Annotated in this window: 18 protein-coding genes; 6 read left to right on the forward strand and 12 right to left on the reverse strand. The window is 73.6% G+C overall.

The features are described 5' to 3' along the window. Positions 1-45: 45 nt before the first annotated feature. The gene (locus tag ACIOD1_RS09930) at positions 46-399 is read right to left on the reverse strand and encodes a hypothetical protein (RefSeq protein WP_365629139.1); all 354 of its coding nucleotides are present in this window, start codon (positions 397-399) and stop codon (positions 46-48) included. A gap of 261 nt (positions 400-660) precedes the next feature. Between ACIOD1_RS09930 and ACIOD1_RS09935 the strand changes: the two genes are divergently transcribed. Beyond that, complete coding sequence (locus ACIOD1_RS09935; RefSeq protein ID WP_365629136.1) at positions 661-999, forward strand: hypothetical protein; 339 nt, start codon at positions 661-663, stop codon at positions 997-999. Positions 1000-1088: 89 nt separating this feature from the next. Here the strand turns inward: ACIOD1_RS09935 and ACIOD1_RS09940 are convergent, their stop codons facing one another. From ACIOD1_RS09940 to ACIOD1_RS09950, 3 genes are all read right to left on the reverse strand, one after another. Beyond that, complete coding sequence (locus tag ACIOD1_RS09940; protein WP_365629133.1) at positions 1089-1478, reverse strand: ATP-binding protein; 390 nt, start codon at positions 1476-1478, stop codon at positions 1089-1091. Positions 1479-1703: 225 nt separating this feature from the next. Further along, on the reverse strand, positions 1704-1985 hold the full coding sequence (locus ACIOD1_RS09945) for a DeoR family transcriptional regulator (RefSeq protein WP_365629130.1): 282 nt from the start codon (positions 1983-1985) through the stop codon (positions 1704-1706). Positions 1986-2011: 26 nt separating this feature from the next. Next, a complete protein-coding gene (locus ACIOD1_RS09950) occupies positions 2012-2275 on the reverse strand; it encodes a hypothetical protein (RefSeq protein WP_365629127.1) in 264 nt (87 codons plus the stop codon). Here ACIOD1_RS09950 and ACIOD1_RS09955 point away from each other — a divergent pair. The 3 genes from ACIOD1_RS09955 (at position 2250) to ACIOD1_RS09965 (ending at position 4506) form a co-directional block, all read left to right on the forward strand. Then, positions 2250-3251 carry an ROK family protein gene (locus ACIOD1_RS09955; protein ID WP_401901356.1) on the forward strand — a complete coding sequence of 334 codons (1002 nt, stop codon included), beginning with the start codon at positions 2250-2252 and terminating at the stop codon, positions 3249-3251. The two genes, ACIOD1_RS09950 and ACIOD1_RS09955, sit on opposite strands and share 26 nt — an antisense overlap. Positions 3252-3372: 121 nt before the next feature. Then, positions 3373-4146, forward strand: a complete 774-nt coding sequence (locus ACIOD1_RS09960; RefSeq protein WP_401901358.1) for a polysaccharide deacetylase family protein — start codon at positions 3373-3375, stop codon at positions 4144-4146. Between the two features lie 27 nt (positions 4147-4173). Further along, positions 4174-4506 (forward strand): hypothetical protein, encoded by a 333-nt coding sequence (locus ACIOD1_RS09965; protein WP_401901360.1) that lies wholly within the window; start codon positions 4174-4176, stop codon positions 4504-4506. Positions 4507-4950: 444 nt separating this feature from the next. Here ACIOD1_RS09965 and ACIOD1_RS09970 read toward each other — a convergent pair whose 3' ends face one another. The 8 genes from ACIOD1_RS09970 to ACIOD1_RS10005 form a co-directional block, all read right to left on the reverse strand. Further along, a complete protein-coding gene (locus ACIOD1_RS09970) occupies positions 4951-6381 on the reverse strand; it encodes an NAD(P)/FAD-dependent oxidoreductase (protein WP_401901362.1) in 1431 nt (476 codons plus the stop codon). A 199-nt stretch (positions 6382-6580) separates the two neighbouring features. Then, positions 6581-7843, reverse strand: coding sequence for an NADH:flavin oxidoreductase/NADH oxidase family protein (locus ACIOD1_RS09975; protein WP_365629112.1), 1263 nt, complete (start codon positions 7841-7843; stop codon positions 6581-6583). Between the two features lie 177 nt (positions 7844-8020). After that, entirely contained in the window at positions 8021-9232 is a 1212-nt protein-coding gene (locus ACIOD1_RS09980) for an FAD-dependent oxidoreductase (protein WP_401901364.1), read from the reverse strand. 67 nt (positions 9233-9299) lie between these two features. Next, positions 9300-10481, reverse strand: coding sequence for an MAB_1171c family putative transporter (locus ACIOD1_RS09985; protein WP_365629106.1), 1182 nt, complete (start codon positions 10479-10481; stop codon positions 9300-9302). 40 nt (positions 10482-10521) lie between these two features. Beyond that, positions 10522-11853, reverse strand: a complete 1332-nt coding sequence (locus tag ACIOD1_RS09990; protein WP_401901366.1) for an MAB_1171c family putative transporter — start codon at positions 11851-11853, stop codon at positions 10522-10524. After that, positions 11850-12524 carry a toxin-antitoxin system, toxin component gene (locus ACIOD1_RS09995; protein ID WP_401901367.1) on the reverse strand — a complete coding sequence of 225 codons (675 nt, stop codon included), beginning with the start codon at positions 12522-12524 and terminating at the stop codon, positions 11850-11852. Before ACIOD1_RS09995 ends, ACIOD1_RS09990 begins: the two co-directional genes overlap by 4 nt. A gap of 107 nt (positions 12525-12631) precedes the next feature. Continuing rightward, positions 12632-13243: a hypothetical protein gene (locus ACIOD1_RS10000; protein WP_401901369.1), complete on the reverse strand. Its 612-nt coding sequence runs from the start codon at positions 13241-13243 to the stop codon at positions 12632-12634. 217 nt (positions 13244-13460) lie between these two features. Then, positions 13461-14396, reverse strand: coding sequence for a LysR family transcriptional regulator (locus tag ACIOD1_RS10005; protein ID WP_365629095.1), 936 nt, complete (start codon positions 14394-14396; stop codon positions 13461-13463). 271 nt (positions 14397-14667) lie between these two features. Here ACIOD1_RS10005 and ACIOD1_RS10010 point away from each other — a divergent pair, with 271 nt between their 5' ends. Then, positions 14668-15909, forward strand: a complete 1242-nt coding sequence (locus ACIOD1_RS10010; protein WP_401901410.1) for an MFS transporter — start codon at positions 14668-14670, stop codon at positions 15907-15909. A 119-nt stretch (positions 15910-16028) separates the two neighbouring features. Continuing rightward, the gene (locus ACIOD1_RS10015) at positions 16029-16244 is read left to right on the forward strand and encodes a hypothetical protein (protein WP_401901370.1); all 216 of its coding nucleotides are present in this window, start codon (positions 16029-16031) and stop codon (positions 16242-16244) included. Positions 16245-16575: the final 331 nt, after the last annotated feature.

A 16575-nucleotide genomic window follows, 5' to 3' on the forward strand; every position in this document is an offset into this window, starting at 1 on the left:
CCGTCGAAGCCGGCGCCCGATGGCGGCCTCACAGGCGCCCGTTGCTCAGGAGACCGGGACGTAGGACGGTCGACGGCGGGCGGGACCGAGGAGGGCCCACACCTGGCGGCCGCCCGCACCGAGGTCGATTCCGCATTCGGCGACGGTGGCCAGGGCCGCGACCCGGTCGAGGGCGCGGGCTTCCCCGTCGTCTCCGGGAAGGTGGCCCAGCGCGGTCACGATGACCTGCTCGCCGCGGTCGGCGAGGTGGACGCTGATCCGTTTCCCGCCCCCGTCGACGGCCAGTTCGGCCAACTGCCTTACGGCGGACACCAGGTCACCCGGGTCGAGAGCGCGGTGCCCCCACGCGGCGACCGTCTCCAGGACCGCCCCGGAGAGGGCCGCTCGCGCGGGTTGCATCCGTACGGATGCCCGCCGGACGGGACCGCCGGCCGCCCCGGGCGGCGCAGGCGTCGGGGGGTGAGGGAGGCGGCCACGGTTCCGCCGGTCCGGTGATCGTGGTGTGGGCTGGTGGACAGCTCGGCGCGGGGGGCGCAAGTTCGGCGGATTACCGGGTACCCGTCGTTCATGACCACATACCAGCAGCCCCAGCCCTTTCCGCCGTTCCAGCCCGATGGTGCGTCCCGCGCCGTGCAGGCGCCCGGGGTCGGGGAGGGGGGTGTGAAGCTGGTCGGATTCGTCACGGCCGGTCCGGGAGGCGCGATGACGGACGAGGTCGGCGTCATCACCGGCGACCTCAGCCTCGCCACGGAAGACCTCGGCGACGGCACGGCCGCCCTCACCGTCCAGTACACCGGCGCGGAGGAGTGGTACACGCTCACCGGCAGCCCCGTCCCCCTTCCCGAAGCGGCCTTGGCCGGCCTCCACGAGCGCGCCCTCGACGCGCTGCGGGCGGGAGGCGCGGCCCGAGTGCCCGTACCGGCGCCTCGCTCCGAGGCGGACCCGGCTGCGGGGAAGAGCAGCGCGGACCCGGCGGCGGGGCAGAGCAGCGCGCGGTAGGGCCGATCCCCGTGGGCGCGAGACCGTCCGGAGAGCCGGGCGGTGCGCGCCGTCGCCGCCACCTCAGGTGGCGGCCGGAGCGGGCCGGCTCAGGTGGTGGCGCTGAGGGAGAACCACAGCCACTTGCCGAAGCCGTCGGTGCTGAACCCCCACCGCGTGCTGAGCGCGGCGGTGATCGCCAGGCCACGGCCGGACTCGGCCGTGTCGTGCGGGGCGTCGGAGGCCGTGGGTGACCGGAAGTCGGCGCCCTCGTCGTGCAGGGCGCACATCAGGGTGCCGGTTTCCGCCTCGTAACGGATGACGAGGCGGAGCCGGTCGCTGTCGGTGTGCTCGACCGCGTTGGCGACGGCCTCGGACAGCAGGAGCTGTCCGTCGTCCGACATCGCGGGGTCGGTGACGCACGCGCCGAGGGCACGGCGGGCCTGGCCGGCGGCCTGGAGGGTGCCGGGAAGCGAGATGTCGATCAGCTGGGCGGGCATGGCGGGATCTCCTCCGGCTGTGTGGGGGTCACCGAGGGCGGGCGGTTCGAGCCCGGCGCCTGGATTCACTTCCCACGGTAGGAAAGGCGGGCCCGGTCCCACCACGGCCGAAGAGTCGAAAGGTGTCGGCCGTTCGGTGGAGGCGGGCCGCGCACGGCCGCCGCCGGGTCGAGGGCGGCCGTGGGCCACCCCGCCGGTGGGCCCCGGCGGCCCCGCGCCCCCGCCTCACCGAGCGATGGCGACGGCGGTGGGCCAGAGGCCGCTCTCGTGCCGGATGACCGCTCCGCCGCGTACGCGCCGCACACGGCCCTGTTCGGACAGCAGGCCCAGGTCGCGGTGGATGGTCATCACGCTGACCTCCAGGTCACGTGCCAGTTCGGTACGAGAGACGTGACCGTGCCGTAGTGCTCGGGCCAGGATGTGGGCGCGCCGGGCGTCCGCCGTGAGTTTGCCGGTGGCCAGACTGATCGCTCCCGCAGGACCGCGTACGTCCGGCCCCCCGGTCACGGCCTCCCCGCTGGGTACGGGGCACGTCATGCGGCGGCCGGCGCGGGCCCGGTGAACGGGGTGCGCCACGTCGAGGGGCAGGGAGTGAAACCGTCGAAGGAGGCCAGGGCTGCGGCGGCCGGCAGGGCGGGGGCGGAGGGGATCCGGCGCAGCGTGATCGGGGCGAGGTCCGCTTCCGCCGCCGCTGCCGCGACCTCGGCCTCGCAGGTCAGGACGACGCGGTCCCCGGGGCGTGCGCCGATGATCCGTAGGGCCGCCGCGTGCGTGCCCGGAAGGTGGCCGCAGCCCACCGGCCTTTCCGCCGGGGCGTACGGGCTGGGCAACCGGCGCCACGCCACCGCGGATCGCCGCGGCCGGCTGGTCGGTGTCGCTCCCGAGGTCCTCTTCGAGGAGGTCGCCCAGGTCGTCGCGGACGTCCTGGGAGCGGACGCCGTGCGGTGCGTGGGCGTCGCCGTGGCGTACCCCGGCATGTTGGACGAGAGTCGCGGCACGGTCTTGGCCTCGCTCGTGCTGGACCGGACCGAACCGCTGGAGGTGACCACCGCGCTGCACGAGGTTCTGGTCCGCCGCCTTCCCGGACTCGCCGCGCGCACGGACCGCCTCCACGTCCGCCTGGTGCGCGACGCCACCGCCATCGGGCTCGGCGAATACCTCCCAGGGGGCCGCGGCGAGGACCCGTTCGAGGACTCCGTACGCCCGCACAGCCTGCTCGCGATCAGCGGCGAACGGCACGGTCTGGGCGCGGCGCTCATCGGCGGCGCCGGCCGCGCCCAAGCCCTGGAGATCGGGCACCTGAGCGTGGCTCCCGACGGTCCGCGCTGCCCCTGCGGGTCGCGGGGTTGCCTGGAGCTGTATCTCGGCGGCCCGGCGCTGACCGCCGCGCTCGGCGTGGACGCGGTCGACCGCCTGGAGGAACCCGCACTCCACCGGGCCCTCGCGGACGCGCTCGCCACGTCCGAGGAGACCGGCAGGCTCGCCGACCTCCTGGGGGTCGCGATCACCGGCACCGTCAACGCGCTCGGGCCCGACGAGGTGGTGCTCACCGGCCTGCTCGGGCTGCTGGCCCGCGCGGCGCCCGCGCACATCGACGCGGCCCTGGACGCCTCGGTCGTGGCCCGGGTACGGGGGACCCGCTGGCGTACCGGCAGCGTGGGCGACGCCTGCCGGGCGGGAGCCGCGCAGCTCGCCCTCCAACCGCTCCTCGACGACCCGGGAACCTGGCGCGGGAAAGCGGGGGACGCCGCACCGGCCGCCGCGGACTCCTGAGGCCGGCCCGGGCGGGGAATGACCGAAGGGAGGAAGAGGGCCGCGCCTTCCGCTTCCTAGCCTGAGCGCGTGCCCCTGGTCCGCAGGGGCACCGGCTCATCACCACCGGAGAGCGGGTCCCATGAGCACCACCACCAGCAGGCAGTTCAGGCGCCGTACGACCCGGGCCGCGCTCACCGCGGCGGCACTCGGCCTCGCCTCCGTCCTCGGCGCGACCACGGCCTCCGCCGCCACCCCACCGGCTTCGCCCGGCGCGGGCCCGGCCGCCCCGGCCGCCTCGACGGTGCCGTTCGGCATCGCCCGTACGGCCTCCGGAGGCGCCCACGACGTCGCCATCACCATCGACGACGGCCCGGACCCGGTCTGGACCCCGAAGGTCCTCGACGTACTCAAGACGTACGGGGTCAAGGCGACCTTCTGCATGATCGGCACCAACGCCCAGAGGTACCCCGGACTCGTCCGGGACGTCGTGGCCGGCGGGCACCGGCTCTGCGACCACTCCGTCGACCACGACATGACCATGGACAAGAAGCCCGTCGCGTACCAGGCGCAGCAGATCCTCGACGCGCAGACCATGATCGAGCGGGCGGTGCCGGGAGCGGACGTCGACTACTACCGAGCGCCCGGCGGCGCCTTCACCCCCGCGAGCCGACAGATCGCCGGTGAGCACGGCATGCGCCCGCTTGGCTGGAGCGTGGACCCCAAGGACTGGAGTCGCCCCGGCACGCAGTCGATCGTGTCCGCGGTGGAGGGCGCGCTGCCGAGCGAGCCGACCGTCCTCTTCCACGACGGGGGCGGCAACCGCGATGAGACGGTGGAGGCCCTGCGCACGCTCCTGCCCTGGTTCGCGCAGCACGGCTACGCGTTCACCTTCCCCGTACGCACCACCGGCTAGCCGGCTCGCGCACGTAAGGGGATCCTCGTGACGACCACCACCGAACGGTGGAACGCGGCCACCGGCCCCGAGCCGGTCCGCTCGCCGGACGCGGGCGCTCCCGGAGAGGCCGAGCGCGTGGCGATCCTGGACTGGGCCATCGCGCAGTACGAACACCACGGTTGGAGGCTCCGGTCGCGATCACCCGGGCAGGTGGTCATGGTCCGGCCCAAGGACGTGAACCACGCCCTGCACGCGATCCTGACCGTCTTCACGTGGTTCTGGGCCCTTGTCTGGATCACCTTCGCGGTGACCCGCACGACGGAGCGGGTCGCACTGTCCGTGGAGCCCGACGGCCGGGTGAGGGTGGACCGGTTCTGAGACCGCAGGGGCAGGGTTGGGATCAAGGCCCGGATCGGGGCCGGATCACGGCCGGGTGCTGCGGCGAGTTTCCAGGTCGTCACGCCCGGTCCAGCCGCCGAACTCCAGGTGACCCTCGTCGGCGCGGCAGCCCGGCAGCCGAGGGCACTCGGAGCTTCGAGGAGCTGGACCTTGTTGACCACCTGGTGGTCCCCGTCCGGATGGTCGGGGTGGCACATGTCCATCCGGAAGACCTGCCCCACCCCGACCAGCGGCGCCGGGTCCACGGCCGCCCGCACCCAGCCGGCGCCGTCGATCGCCGGGTGCGCCGTCGGATCCGCCGGCACCGCGAACCGCCGACCGTCCGAGGCCAAGACTAAAGCTAAAGGTGAGGTTGAGGTTCGATGGGAACGTGGGGCCCTGCCGGAGGCCCGGGTACGGGCCGTCCGGCGAGGCGGCGGCACATCACGGGCGACGGCCGGCGTCGTCGGCGCGGGGCGACGGGCCGTCTAGCAGCACCGCCTCCTCGGCGGGATTGAGGGCGGGTCCGTCCAGGGGCGGCAGCTTCGGGCCGCGGAGCGCGGCGAGGAGGACCCGGGGGTGTGCGAGGGCCGCGCCGGTCGTCTGGAGGGTCATGACGTCGGTGAGGGCCGCGACGACGGTGAAGTCCGAGCAGGCCGTCGTGATCAGGCGGTTGACGTACCGGGAGGTGAGGCGGTCGGCGAAGCGGGGCTTCCTGGCGATCGCCCCGGGGAAGAGGGCGTCCTGGCCCACCGCGAGGAGCCAGGCGGCGGCCGCGGGGCGGGAGATCGCGCGCTGTGCGCGCCGCGCGAACCCGGGCGCGGTGATGTCGCCGCTCGCCGCCAGGTCGCGCAGGGCCAGCGCGCCCTGGGCGGCCGCGGACATGCCGTGTCCGTAGAGCGGGTTGAGGGCGGTGGCGGAGTCCCCGAGCGCGATGAAGCCGTCGACGCGGCTCTTCTCGTAGTGGCGACGACGGTTGGCCGTGTTCCGGGCGACCGTCACGGGGCCGAGGGGCTCGGCCCGGTCCAGGTACTCGGCTATGAGGGGGCTTCGCAGCCCGCGGGCGAACTCCGTGAACCGGTCGTCGTCGCTGGTGGGTTCCCCGCCCCGGGTACCGGAGAGGCTGACCATCCACTCACCGCCCTCGACGGGGAGAATGGTGCCGGCCGTGCCGGCCCCCTCCAGTCGGGCGTCGGCCTGGACGTTGATGACGGGCCAACCGGCGGTGTCGATGGGGGCCTTGTAACGGCGGCTCGCGTAGGTCACTCCCGCGTCGACGACGGTCTCGGTTACGGCGGGGGCGCCCAGCTCGGCCAACCAGTCGGGGGCGCGCGAGGAGCGGCCCGTCGCATCCACGACCAGGTCGGCTTCGAGTGCCTCCTCCGTGCCGTCCCGGTGCCGGACGACCGCGCCCGTGACCCGGGCGCGGGTGCCGAGGAGACGGACCGGCTCCGTCTCGGCCCGCAGACGGACCCCCGCGAGGGCCAGGGCCTGGCTGCGCACCGCCCAGTCGACGAGGTCGCGGCCGGCGCTGATGAGGTACTGCGCCTCGGGCCAGCACCGCCGGTACCAGCCGCCGGGGGAGAGCGAGACCATCCCGTTGGGAATGGACACCCGGTGCGCGCCGGCGCCCAGCCACATCCGCGTGGTTCCGGGTAGGAGCGATTCGATCGCGTCGGCCCCGCCCGCCCAGAGCATGTGCGCGTGGCCGGCCTGGGGAAGTCCGCGCCGGGGTCGCGGGGTGTCCGGCAGGGCGTGCCGTTCGACGATGTCGACACTCTCGCTGTGCGGAGCGAGGGCTGCTGCGGCCAGGGTGCCGCTCAGCCCGCCTCCGAGGACCAGTACTCGGGGACGAGTTCGGGGGGTGGTGGCCATGCGGGTCTGCTCTCTGCCCCGGCGGTGACCGGCAGGGCGGAAGTCGAGTGGTGCGCGGATGGTGAACTCCAGGATTGGATCATGATCATCCCGCGGTTCGTTGGAGAGCCTCTTGAGGGCATGGAGGCCCGCCGAGCCGTCCCGAGCCGAGTCGTCCCGAGCCGGATCCTCCTGAGCCGCTCCGCCCTGGTCCGGTCCCTCAGCCGCGCGGAGGTGTGGGCGCCTCCGGCGCCGGGTTGCGGGCGAGCCACCGCCCGTAGGCCCGGGTCATTCCCCGGTTCCGCAGGTCGTCGAGGACGAGGGCGAGGCGCGCCGAGGTCCGGGCACGCGGCCGGAGGCCGCGGGATATGCGGCTGATGTGGGCCCGGACGACGGCCAGGACGGCCGCGCTGGCGATGTCCGTGTCCCGCCAGTCGACCCGTGGCGGCGTGACGTCGACGTCCTCACCCTCCTGCCACCGCGTGGGCAGATCGGGCCGGAGGGCGAGGGCGGTGGCCAGCCCGACCATCGCGAATCCGCTCGCGAGGACCCGCTCGGCGGACGCCCGCCGACCGATGCCCCCCGTCAGCATGAGCGGCATGGGCGCGGCGGCGACGAGCCGCTCGGCGATGGCCAGGAAGTAGGCCTCCCGTTCGAGCTTCCTGTCGTCGGCCGTACGGCCCATGGTCGCGGCGCTCTCGATGCTTCCGCCGGAGAGCTCGACCAGGTCCACGCCGAGGTCCGTCAGGAAGCCGAGTACCCGCGCCACCTCGTCGACGTCGAAGCCGCCGCGTTGGAAGTCGGCCGTGTTGATCTTGATGCTCACGGTGAAGCCCTCGGACACCACGGCGCGGACGGCGCGGACCACGTCCAGGAGGAGCCTCGCCCGGTTCTCCAGGCTCCCGCCCCACCGGTCGGTGCGGCGGTTGACCAGGGGAGAGAGGAACTGACTGAGGAGGTAACCGTGGGCCGCGTGGATCTGGACGCCGTGGAAGCCGCTCTCCTCCGCGAGGCGGGCCGTCGTGGCGAACCGGCCGATCGTGGCCAGGATGTCCGCCTCGGTCATCGCGGTGGGGCGGGCGAAGGCGCTCGTGTGCTTCCCGAGGCTGACACCGATGTCGGACGGCGCCCACGCGACACCGGGCAGGTACGAACGGACCTGCCGCCCGGGATGGTTGATCTGCATCCACACCTGGCCGCCCGCCGATCCGGCCGCCTCGGCCCAGCGCCGGAAGGGGGCCAGATCGGTGTCGGCGTCCAGCACGATCGTGCCCGGAGAGGTGAGGGCCCGTCGGTCCACCATCACGTTCCCCGTGATGATCAGTCCGCTCCCGCCCTGGGCCCAACTGCGGTAGAGCTGCTCGATCTCGGGCCCGGGCGACTGTCCGGGCTGGCGGGCGAGGCTCTCCTCCATCGCGGCCTTCGCGATCCGGTTCGCAATGCGGCTGCCGTTGCGCAGGACGAGAGGTGTGGACAGGTGCATGGAGGTTTCCCCTCTGGAATGCGTCAAGTGAAGTCGGGGCGTGGCCCGTGCGCGTGGGCCGTGGGCAACGGTGCGGTGCGCGGTCCGTGCTGTGCCGTGCCGTGCCGTGCCGTGCTGTGTCGCTGTGTCGCTGTGTCGCGCCCCGTCGTGCCCGGCCGGCCTCGGCGGGTGTTCCGGTCAGCGGGCGCGTGGTCTCAGCACCCGGCCCGCCGCGGCCCGGGCGCGCGAGAGACGGGTGGAGGGGCCGGGGGCGACGGGTTCGAGGTGCTCGTCGGCCGTCGGGTCCGTCCCGGGATCGGACCAGAGCCGGCCGATCTCCTCGGCTATGGCCTGCTGAGACCTGCGGGACACCGTCGGGTGGCTGATGCCCCGTCCCAGTGCCACGCGCAGCGCCCGTACGGCGGCCTCGGCCGCCAGGGCTCCTCGCGGGTCCAGAGGGCCGAAGGTCGCCAGGGCGTCCCCGATGACGACGATGCCCCGAGGCCCTCGGACGTGCTCGTAGCGGTGCCAGCGCAGAGCCGGGGCGGGTGAGACGATCACCTCGCCCGCCGGTTCCGCCACGGCGATGAGCCGTCCGACGGCGGGGTCCGACAGGGTCAGCGCGGCGGCGGCGAAGGCGTCCGCGCCGGCGATCCGCTCGCGATCCGGGCCGGTTTGGGTGACGGCCCACAGTCCGCCCTCGACCGGGACGAGCGTCGCGCCGCGCGGGCCGTCCGTGACCGTGGTGCGCGGGACGTCCGCCAGTCCGTGCGGTGCCCGGAACAGACAGCCCGCCGAGAATCCGGCCGCGCCGCGCGTGGTGACCTGCGCGGCGGCAACGCCGAGCTCCCCCAGCCAGGTCGCGGTACGCGCGTCCGCGCCGCTCGCGTCGACGACGAGCTGGGCGGTGACCTCCCGCTCCGTCCCGTCGTCGCAGCGCACGCGCGCGCCGAGCACCGCCGACTCGTCGCCGATGAGCCCGACGGCCCGGGCGCCGTCCACGATGGTGGTGCCGCGCTCGCGGGCGGGGTTGGCGAGGACGATCTCGCGCAGCACGGCCGTCAGGAGGCCCCGACTGCACGTCAGCAGCTCGTGCGTCCCCCAGCTCTGCGAGCGGGTCAGGGACAGGGGATCGCCGTCCGGCAGCGGGAAGGTGCGGGCGCCGCGGCGTCGCAGCATCGGGCCCGAGCCGTACGCCAGGTCGTTGACGTCCCACATGCCGCCGACGTGGAGGACCTCACCGTGCCCGGCGGGTTCGCAGGCCGCGTCCCGGGGGAGGGCGGCGGGCCGGCCGCCCGCGAGCACGAGTACGTCGTAGCCGGCCAGGGCGACCACGGATGCGGCCAGCAGGCCCGCGTACCCCCCGCCGATGATCAGGGCTTCGACGTGCTTCGGGCGTGTGGTGGTCATGGTCGTCTCTCTGCGAGGGGCCTCTGTGCGGCGGACGGGAAGCGGGGGCTCTGCCGGCCTTCCGCGGTCATGCACCGTGCTCGGCGGGTCCCGTGGACCGCCGTGCCACCTCCACGCGCGGGGAGTGCAGCATGGCGGTCGACATGTCGACGAGGTCGTCGGAGTCCTCGATGGAGCTGACCGCCCATCGGTGCTCGGGCGCGAGCGCCGGCGCGGAGCGACCCTTGCGGACGACCGCGCCGGCCAGCACGCAGGCGTCGGCTTCGCCGCGGGCCCGGCGGTGCACGGAGTGCTCGGCCAGGGCGCGGGCGTAGGCCTGCGCACCGGTCGTCGCGTCCAGCCAGGGCGTCAGCCGCAGTACGGCGTCGAAGATGTCCCTCTCGCGTTGCATGAGTCGGTGCTCCACGGGCTGCCACCAGGGCATCGGCGGTGGACTGGTGGCCGGTATCTCCGGGCGGATCTCCCGCCACAGCGGCCGTAGCCGTCGAAAGCGGCGAAGGGCCCGCCACCGGGAGCCGATGCCCTGTCCGATGGGCGGGAGCAGAAAACCGGCGGACACCAGGAAGGCACTGACGCTGGCCAGGGCGAAGGCGAGGTGGGTGCTCAGCCAGTCCCAGTCGTGGCCGAGCCAACGCGCGACGATCGCCGTGTACTTGAAGAGGTCGTAGGCGAACGTGCACGCCGCGCCGGCGGTGATCAGCAGCAGCCCGACCTTCAGGGTGCCCGGGACCTTCCTCGCCCAACGCCAACAGAGGACCATCATGGTCACGGCCGCGACACTGTGCGCCGCGAGGTAGAGGAGGATCATCTCGCGGATCCAGGGCGTACCGGAGTAGTAGGTGTCCAGGTCACGGAGCCGCTCGACCGAAGCGTCGCCCAGGGCGAACAGCACGTGGATGGCCACGATCACCGCGGCGTAGGCGGTCAGGCACACGCGGGTCTGCCGCCGGGTGACGCGCGGGTCGTCGTTCCCCCGCCAGTGGATCAGCAGCACGATGCTCACGCCGTCGAACGCGGTCAGGATCGAGTACACGATGGGCGCCGCGATGTTCGGTACGCCGAGCAGCGCGTTGATGGCCGCGAGGCTCGGGGGAGCGGCGGTGGCGAACAGCAGCGTGGCCACGAAGAGGGTCGCGGTGACGGCCCTCAGGAGCGGGTCCCGCGGGTCCTTGCGCAGCGCCCACAGCTTGATGAGGGCGGCGAAGAACAGGCCGGCGGCCGAGGACAGGAACGCCGTTCCCGCGTTCACCGCCGGCTCCCGCGCGCCGGCCGGGCGGAGATGCGCATGATCAATCGCTCGCCGACCGGGCGGTGACGACGGGCACCTCGGAGGCGTGGATCTTGGAGAACTGGATGCTCAGACGGGCCAGGCCGGTCGTCCCGGAGACGCGGGTGGGGGTCGTGGCGCTCGCTCCGTCGGGGACGGGGACGGGGACGGGGACGGGGACGGGGACGGGGACGGAAGCGGAGGCGGGGATGGGGACGGCCACGGGCGCGGGCGCCGACGCCGGTCGGATGGCCGGCACGGATGAGGGTCGCACGGCGGGCACGGCCACGGGCGCGGGCGCCGGTGTCCGGGCGGCCCGCGCGGTGACCAGCGCCGCGTGGATCGCGCTCGCCTCGGCGAAGATGACGGCGGCCTCCGGCTCACAGCCCCGCGAGGAGGCGTACCGCTCGGCCGCCTCGCGCCGGCCGCTGTCCAGGTGGGGCGCCAGGTTCAGCAGCCGGTCGGCGATCTCGGTGGACCGGGCCATCGCCCGGATCTCCGGCGACGAGGTGGAGCGGATCCGCATCGGCGTCCCGGGACCCGCGAACGGTTCGAGTGCGCGCAAGAGGGGCTCCATCGCCCGATAGGCCCGCCAGGACACCCACATCGACCCCAGCCGCGGCCCGACGACCGGCACCAGGAAGCCGACCGTGGTCAGCCCCGCCCCCAAGCCCGCCAGGCCAGGGGCGACGTCGGTACTGAGGGAGTCCCAGGCGTCCGTACCCGACCAGCGGGCGCAGACGGCGACGAACTTGACCAGGGCGAACGACAGGGTCAGGCCGAACGCGGCCACCAGGATGAGCAGGCCCCAATGGGTCCAGGCCGCCCGGAGCGCGCGGAGTTCACGGGCCCACCGCCAGCACTTCGTCACCACCACCAGGCTCATCGCGGTGTGCGCGGTCAGGTAGAGCACGATCATCTCCCGCACGTACGGGGTGGTCGCGTAGAAGGTGTCGAAGTCGCGCTGCTGCTCGACGGGCACGTCGCTGAGCGAGAAGAGGACACAGAACGTGGCGATCACCGCGACGGTCGCAGCGATCCACATCCTGGTGTGGCGTCGGACGCTTTCCTCGGGGCCGCCGCGCCAGTGCATGAGGAGCACCAGCGAGCCGCACGACAGGCACGACAGGATGCAGTAGACGATGAGCGCCGAAATGTTCGGGACGCCGGTGATCCGGTTGACCCGCTCGATCGTCGGCGGAGCACCGAACACGAAGCCCGCGGCCGAGGCCGCGAGGATCACGAAGATCGACTTCGACATCGGGGAGTGCCAGGTGCGCCAGAACGAGGGCGACTTCACCACCAGGGCGACGGCCAGCGCGACGGCGGGTATGTAGTAGTCCGATCCGTTCATGCGCGGTGGCCTCTGCCCATGCTGGACTGGATCCGGCCCGCCAAGCCGGTGATCGGGACGGCGCCGCCACCACTCAGGTACTCCCGCAGGCGGGCTCCCAACCGCAGCCCGAACTCCTCCGCGTCGCTCTCCTCCTGGGTGTTGACGTGGGTCCGCGCGGCCAGGGCGACGAGTTCGTCGCTCGCCAGCTCACCACCGAGCGACCGGGCGGCCGCCGCGGCCACACCCCCGTGCGACTCGTGCGCCAGGCACTCGCCCCTCAGGGCGTGCCACATCTCGTGCGCGAAGATCACGAACTGGTGGAGCGTGGTCGTCTGGGCCTCGACGATGATGACGAGCCGGTCGTCGAACCTCGCGGTGAGGCCGCTGGCGGTCTCCTCGGGGAACTCGCGGAAGTACAGGTGGACCGGGCGGAACGGGAGCGTCCCGCGGTCCTCGTTGAAACGCCGCTCCAGCTCGGACCTCAAGACCTCGAACAGGGTGTCCGGGTCCGAGGGGATCGGCCGGTCGAGGCCCGCCAGCACCTCGTCGCAGAACTTCGCGATCCTCCGGCCGGTGGACCGCCGCGCCAGGTGGGCCTTCGGCACGGCGAGCAGGGCCTCGGGAGGCATCAGCCTGCCGAGAGCCGCGAGCACCCCCTCGCGAAGGTCGGTCCTCTGCCGCTCGTTCATCCGAATGTCCCCACTCTGCGTTCCGTCCGATGGGCGGTGAAACCTCGGCCCGCCGTGCCGCTTCCAGTGACCCGGGGTCGGGTCGGTTCCCCGCGCCCCGCCTGACCTTAGGGGCCGGAGCTCTCGCGCGCGATCGCGTCCACGAAGGCCATCAGAGCCCTCTCCAGGTCCGGCGACAACTGCTTGCCGTTGAGGCGGAGCTGGATCTGCAGGGCGTGACGGTTCGTCACGGCCTCGGAGGGGTTCTTGAGGAACGCCGTGAGGTCCGGAATGACCTTGCTGTCCAGGACTCGTTTCACGGCCTCGGCCGGCGTGTGGGTGAAGTACTCCATGGGGACGTCGAAGAACCTGGCCAGGCCCGCGCCGTGCCAGATGTTCGGCGTGCTCCGGTTCAGCAACTTCCCGTGCCACTGCGTGGTCATCCCGCTGCCGGCGGCGATTTCGGCGGTCGTGTACCGACGTCGTCCGCCCGTGTCCTTGTCCACCGTCAGACGGGTTTCCCGGAGGAACGCGATGCGGCGGGCGAGTTCGGCCGGACCGCTGGTCGGCGCTTCGACTGGCCCGCCGTCGAGCAGCCGCCGGATGTCTGCCTCCGGGAGGGAGGTGTGGAAGGCGAGGTCCGTCGGGTGGAAGACCGACGCCCTGTCGAGCCCCGCTTGCGAGCGCAGCGCCTCGACGGCCCTCACGGTATCGGCGAGTTGCTCGTACGCGTCGCCCACGGACCCTCCGGGAAGTCTGGGGTCCGCACAGCCCGGGACCTGCGCCGTCACTAGATCATGGAAGCGGTCGGATGTGCAATGAAACGATCGTTTCATGAGACGGCGGTCGGCGGGCGACGCCCGACAGGCGATGTGGCCGGACGGTGGGAACGGGAGGCGGGGCGTTACGCGGGGCCCCCCGCGCCCGGCCCGGGTTCAGTGCGGACCCACCCGGTGTTCAGTGCGGACCCACCCAGTCCGGCCGCCAGGTACCGGGGGCGTCGTGGCCGGTCGTGGTGGCGGCGAGGTGGGCGCGGAGGGTGGCGAGCGCCGGGTGGGGGTTGTCGCGGTGCCACAGGAGGGAGTGCGGGTAGACGGGCGTCGGGTCGGTCACCGGGATGCGGCGAAGGCCGTGGTCGGCGGGCCAGACCAGGCGGGTCTGCTCGCCCATGAAGGTGGCCAGGGCCGGGGTGTCGGCGACCGTGTCGAGGAGCGCGTCGGAGCCGAAGTTGGGGCCGGTCGCCTCCAGGGTGAGGCCGAACGCGGCGACGAGGTCCTCGTAGTAGGCGGCCCACTCGGTACCCGGGACGATGCCGGGCATCCAGATCCGATGCCCGACGAGCTGCGCGACGGTCACCGACCGGGCACCCGCCAGGGCGTGGGCGGGGCCGGTGAGGAGCTGGAGCCGCTCGTCGAGAACCCGGACGGACTCGATGTCCTCGGGAAGCGGCCGGCCGGGCACGGAGACGGCGCGGAAGGACGCGTCGATCGTGCCGGAACGGATGGCGGCGACGGCCGTCTCGATCTCGAACAGCATCAGGACGTCGAGTTCGACCTCGGGGTGGGCGCGGTGGAAGCCGCGCATCAGGCCCGACGCCGCCCCGCGTGAGGCGAGGATGTCGACGCGCAGCGGACGGCGGTCGGGCCGTACGGACGCGACCGCGCGCTCGGCGACACGCAGCAGCTCGCGCGCGTGGGGCAGGAACGCCTGCCCGTCGATGGTCAGCTCGGCGCCGCGCGCGGTGCGGGTGAACAGTCGTACCCCGAGCTTGCGCTCCAGCGCGGCGATCCGTTTGGAGACGGCCTGCTGAGTGACCCCCAACTCGGCGGCGGCCTCCTGGAACTGCCCCGCGTCGGCGGCGGCGACGAAGGTCCGAACGGTGTCCAAGTCCATGCGGCCACCCTAGGCCCACAACCATTGGTTGTGCTCGATGGCCGCTGGGTTGTTTGCGCCCAGGGACTGTCGCTCGCTTTGATGGTTCCGGTCGCGGATCGGTTGTACGGGTGAGTGGTGAACGGTGAGGGGTGAGGGGGTGTCGGGCATGGGCGGCGGAGACCGGCCGGGACGTCGTCCGATCGGCCTTCGGCGCGGAGGCCTGCTCGGGCCTCGGCGCGGGCCTCGGCTCGGACCTCGCGGGCCTCGCCGCAGGCGTCCGCTCGGACGTCTGCTCGGTCCCCGGTTGGGGCGGCGGTTCGGATGGCTGTGGGCGGCGTACGGGACCAGCGCGCTCGGCACGTGGCTCGCCTTCGGCGCCTTCCCGCTGATCGCCATCCAGGTGCTGCACGCCGGGCCGGCCGAGGTCGCCGCCCTCTCCTCCGTGGGGGCCGCGGTGGGCGCGGCCGTGGCGGTGCCGCTCGGCCCGTGGGTGGAGTTCCGCCGCAAGCGGCAGGTGCTGATCGCGACGGACCTGCTCCGGTTCGCGGCGCTGCTCACGATCCCCGCCGCGTTCGCGCTCGGCGTGCTCACCTTCCTCCAACTCCTGCTGGTCTCGGTCGTCGTCGCGGCCGCCGACATCACGTTCCGGGCCGCCTCCGGCGCGTACCTGAAGACCCTGCTGCCGGCCGCGGATCTGCTCGTCGCCAACGCCCGGTTCGAGTCCACGGCCTGGACGACCACGATCGTCGGACCGCCGCTGGGCGGCGCGGCGATCGGTCTCCTCGGCCCGGTGGCGACGGTGGTGGCCGACGCGGTCAGCTACCTGCTCTCGGCCCTAGGCATCCGCGCGACGGGCGGGCCCGAGCCGCGACCCGAGCGCCGCGCGTCCGTGCGCATGCGGCCCGGCGACCTGCTCGACGGCTGGCGGTACATCCTCGCCGACCCGACGCTGCGTCCGCTGCTGCTCAACACCGCCGCGTTCAACGGCCTGGTGATGGCCACCGAGCCACTGCTGGCCGTCCTGATGCTCGGCCGGCTCGGATTCACCCCGTGGCAGTACGGCCTCGCCTTCGCCGTGCCCGCGATCGGCGGCCTGCTCGGTGCCCGGCTGGCCCGCCCCCTCGCCGACCGGTTCGGGCAGCACCGGGTGCTGACCGCGGTCGGGACGCTGCGCGCGCTCTGGCCCGTCGGCCTGGCCTTCGTGGGACCGGGCACCGGCGGGCTGCTGCTGGTCATGGTCATCGAGCTGGGTCTCATCTTCTGCTGCGCGGTCTTCAACCCCGTCTACGCCACCACCCGCCTCCAGCGCACCGCGAACGACCGCGTCACCCGCACGCTGTCCGCCTGGGCGGTGACGACCAAGGCCTCGACCGCGCTCCTGACGGCCGTCTGGGGCGTGCTGGGCGCCCTACTGGGACCCCGTACGGCCATCGGCCTGGCCGGTGTGCTCCTGCTGGCGACCCCGTTGCTGCTGCCCCGCCGCGCGGCAGAACGTACAGCCGACCCGGAGCAGGCGCCCAGCCCCGCGTGACGGACCGCCAGGACCGCCGCTGCGCCGACGCGTCACGGCCGTCGCTCCGCACCCGAGCGCCGAGCCCGCCCCTGAATATGCTCGCCGCTCGAACGTCACACGGAGCAGTGGGGGAAGCAATGCAGACAGGTGGGATCGGCGCCGCGGCCGACTGGGAGTGGGTCATCCGGAACGCGCGCGGCAAGAAGTTCGTCTACGACTCGGAGGCCGAGGCCTTCGAGGAACTGCACGAGTACGGGGAGGGCGCGGAGGTACTGACCCGCCTCGTGTACCGGGGCATGTTCCGCACCAAGCCGGTCCACGACTGGGAACCGGTCGCGCCTCCCGTCGCCTGAGCTGACGGGAGGCCGGGGGCGATCGGGCGGGCGGGCCGCGCCTGGTGCTCGGTGGCGCGGGAGTCCCGGGTGGGGGGATGCTCGGCCCGGGACTCCCGCAGTCGCGCACGCCGCGGGGGACGCGGAACGTGAGTGCATGATGCGACTGCATGGAAAAACGATTCCCCTGAGCAGAGGTCACGGCCTCGGGCAGAGCGGTCGGGGAACGGCCGGGCGGGAGCAACGGCAACGGCGGTGGGGGGGGGGGGCGGGGGGGCGCCCCCCCCCCCCCCCCCCCCCCCCCCCGGCGGGCCCCCCCCCCCGCCGCCCGCGCGGCGCGCGAGGGGGGGCG

Origin of the sequence: Streptomyces sp. NPDC088097, assembly GCF_044741845.1 — a bacterium.
Lineage (GTDB): Bacteria > Actinomycetota > Actinomycetes > Streptomycetales > Streptomycetaceae > Streptomyces.

Bases quoted from the DNA above. Each gene is read 5' to 3' on its own strand.
- ACIOD1_RS09980 (WP_401901364.1), bottom strand. From the start codon at position 9,232: ATGACCACCACACGCCCGAAGCACGTCGAAGCCCTGATCATCGGCGGG.
- ACIOD1_RS09995 (WP_401901367.1), bottom strand. From the start codon at position 12,524: ATGAACGAGCGGCAGAGGACCGACCTTCGCGAGGGGGTGCTCGCGGCT.
- ACIOD1_RS10005 (WP_365629095.1), bottom strand. From the start codon at position 14,396: ATGGACTTGGACACCGTTCGGACCTTCGTCGCCGCCGCCGACGCGGGG.
- ACIOD1_RS10015 (WP_401901370.1), top strand. From the start codon at position 16,029: ATGCAGACAGGTGGGATCGGCGCCGCGGCCGACTGGGAGTGGGTCATC.
- ACIOD1_RS09975 (WP_365629112.1), bottom strand. From the start codon at position 7,843: ATGCACCTGTCCACACCTCTCGTCCTGCGCAACGGCAGCCGCATTGCG.
- ACIOD1_RS09990 (WP_401901366.1), bottom strand. From the start codon at position 11,853: ATGAACGGATCGGACTACTACATACCCGCCGTCGCGCTGGCCGTCGCC.
- ACIOD1_RS09960 (WP_401901358.1), top strand. From the start codon at position 3,373: ATGAGCACCACCACCAGCAGGCAGTTCAGGCGCCGTACGACCCGGGCC.
- ACIOD1_RS09930 (WP_365629139.1), bottom strand. From the start codon at position 399: ATGCAACCCGCGCGAGCGGCCCTCTCCGGGGCGGTCCTGGAGACGGTC.
- ACIOD1_RS09970 (WP_401901362.1), bottom strand. From the start codon at position 6,381: ATGGCCACCACCCCCCGAACTCGTCCCCGAGTACTGGTCCTCGGAGGC.
- ACIOD1_RS09940 (WP_365629133.1), bottom strand. From the start codon at position 1,478: ATGCCCGCCCAGCTGATCGACATCTCGCTTCCCGGCACCCTCCAGGCC.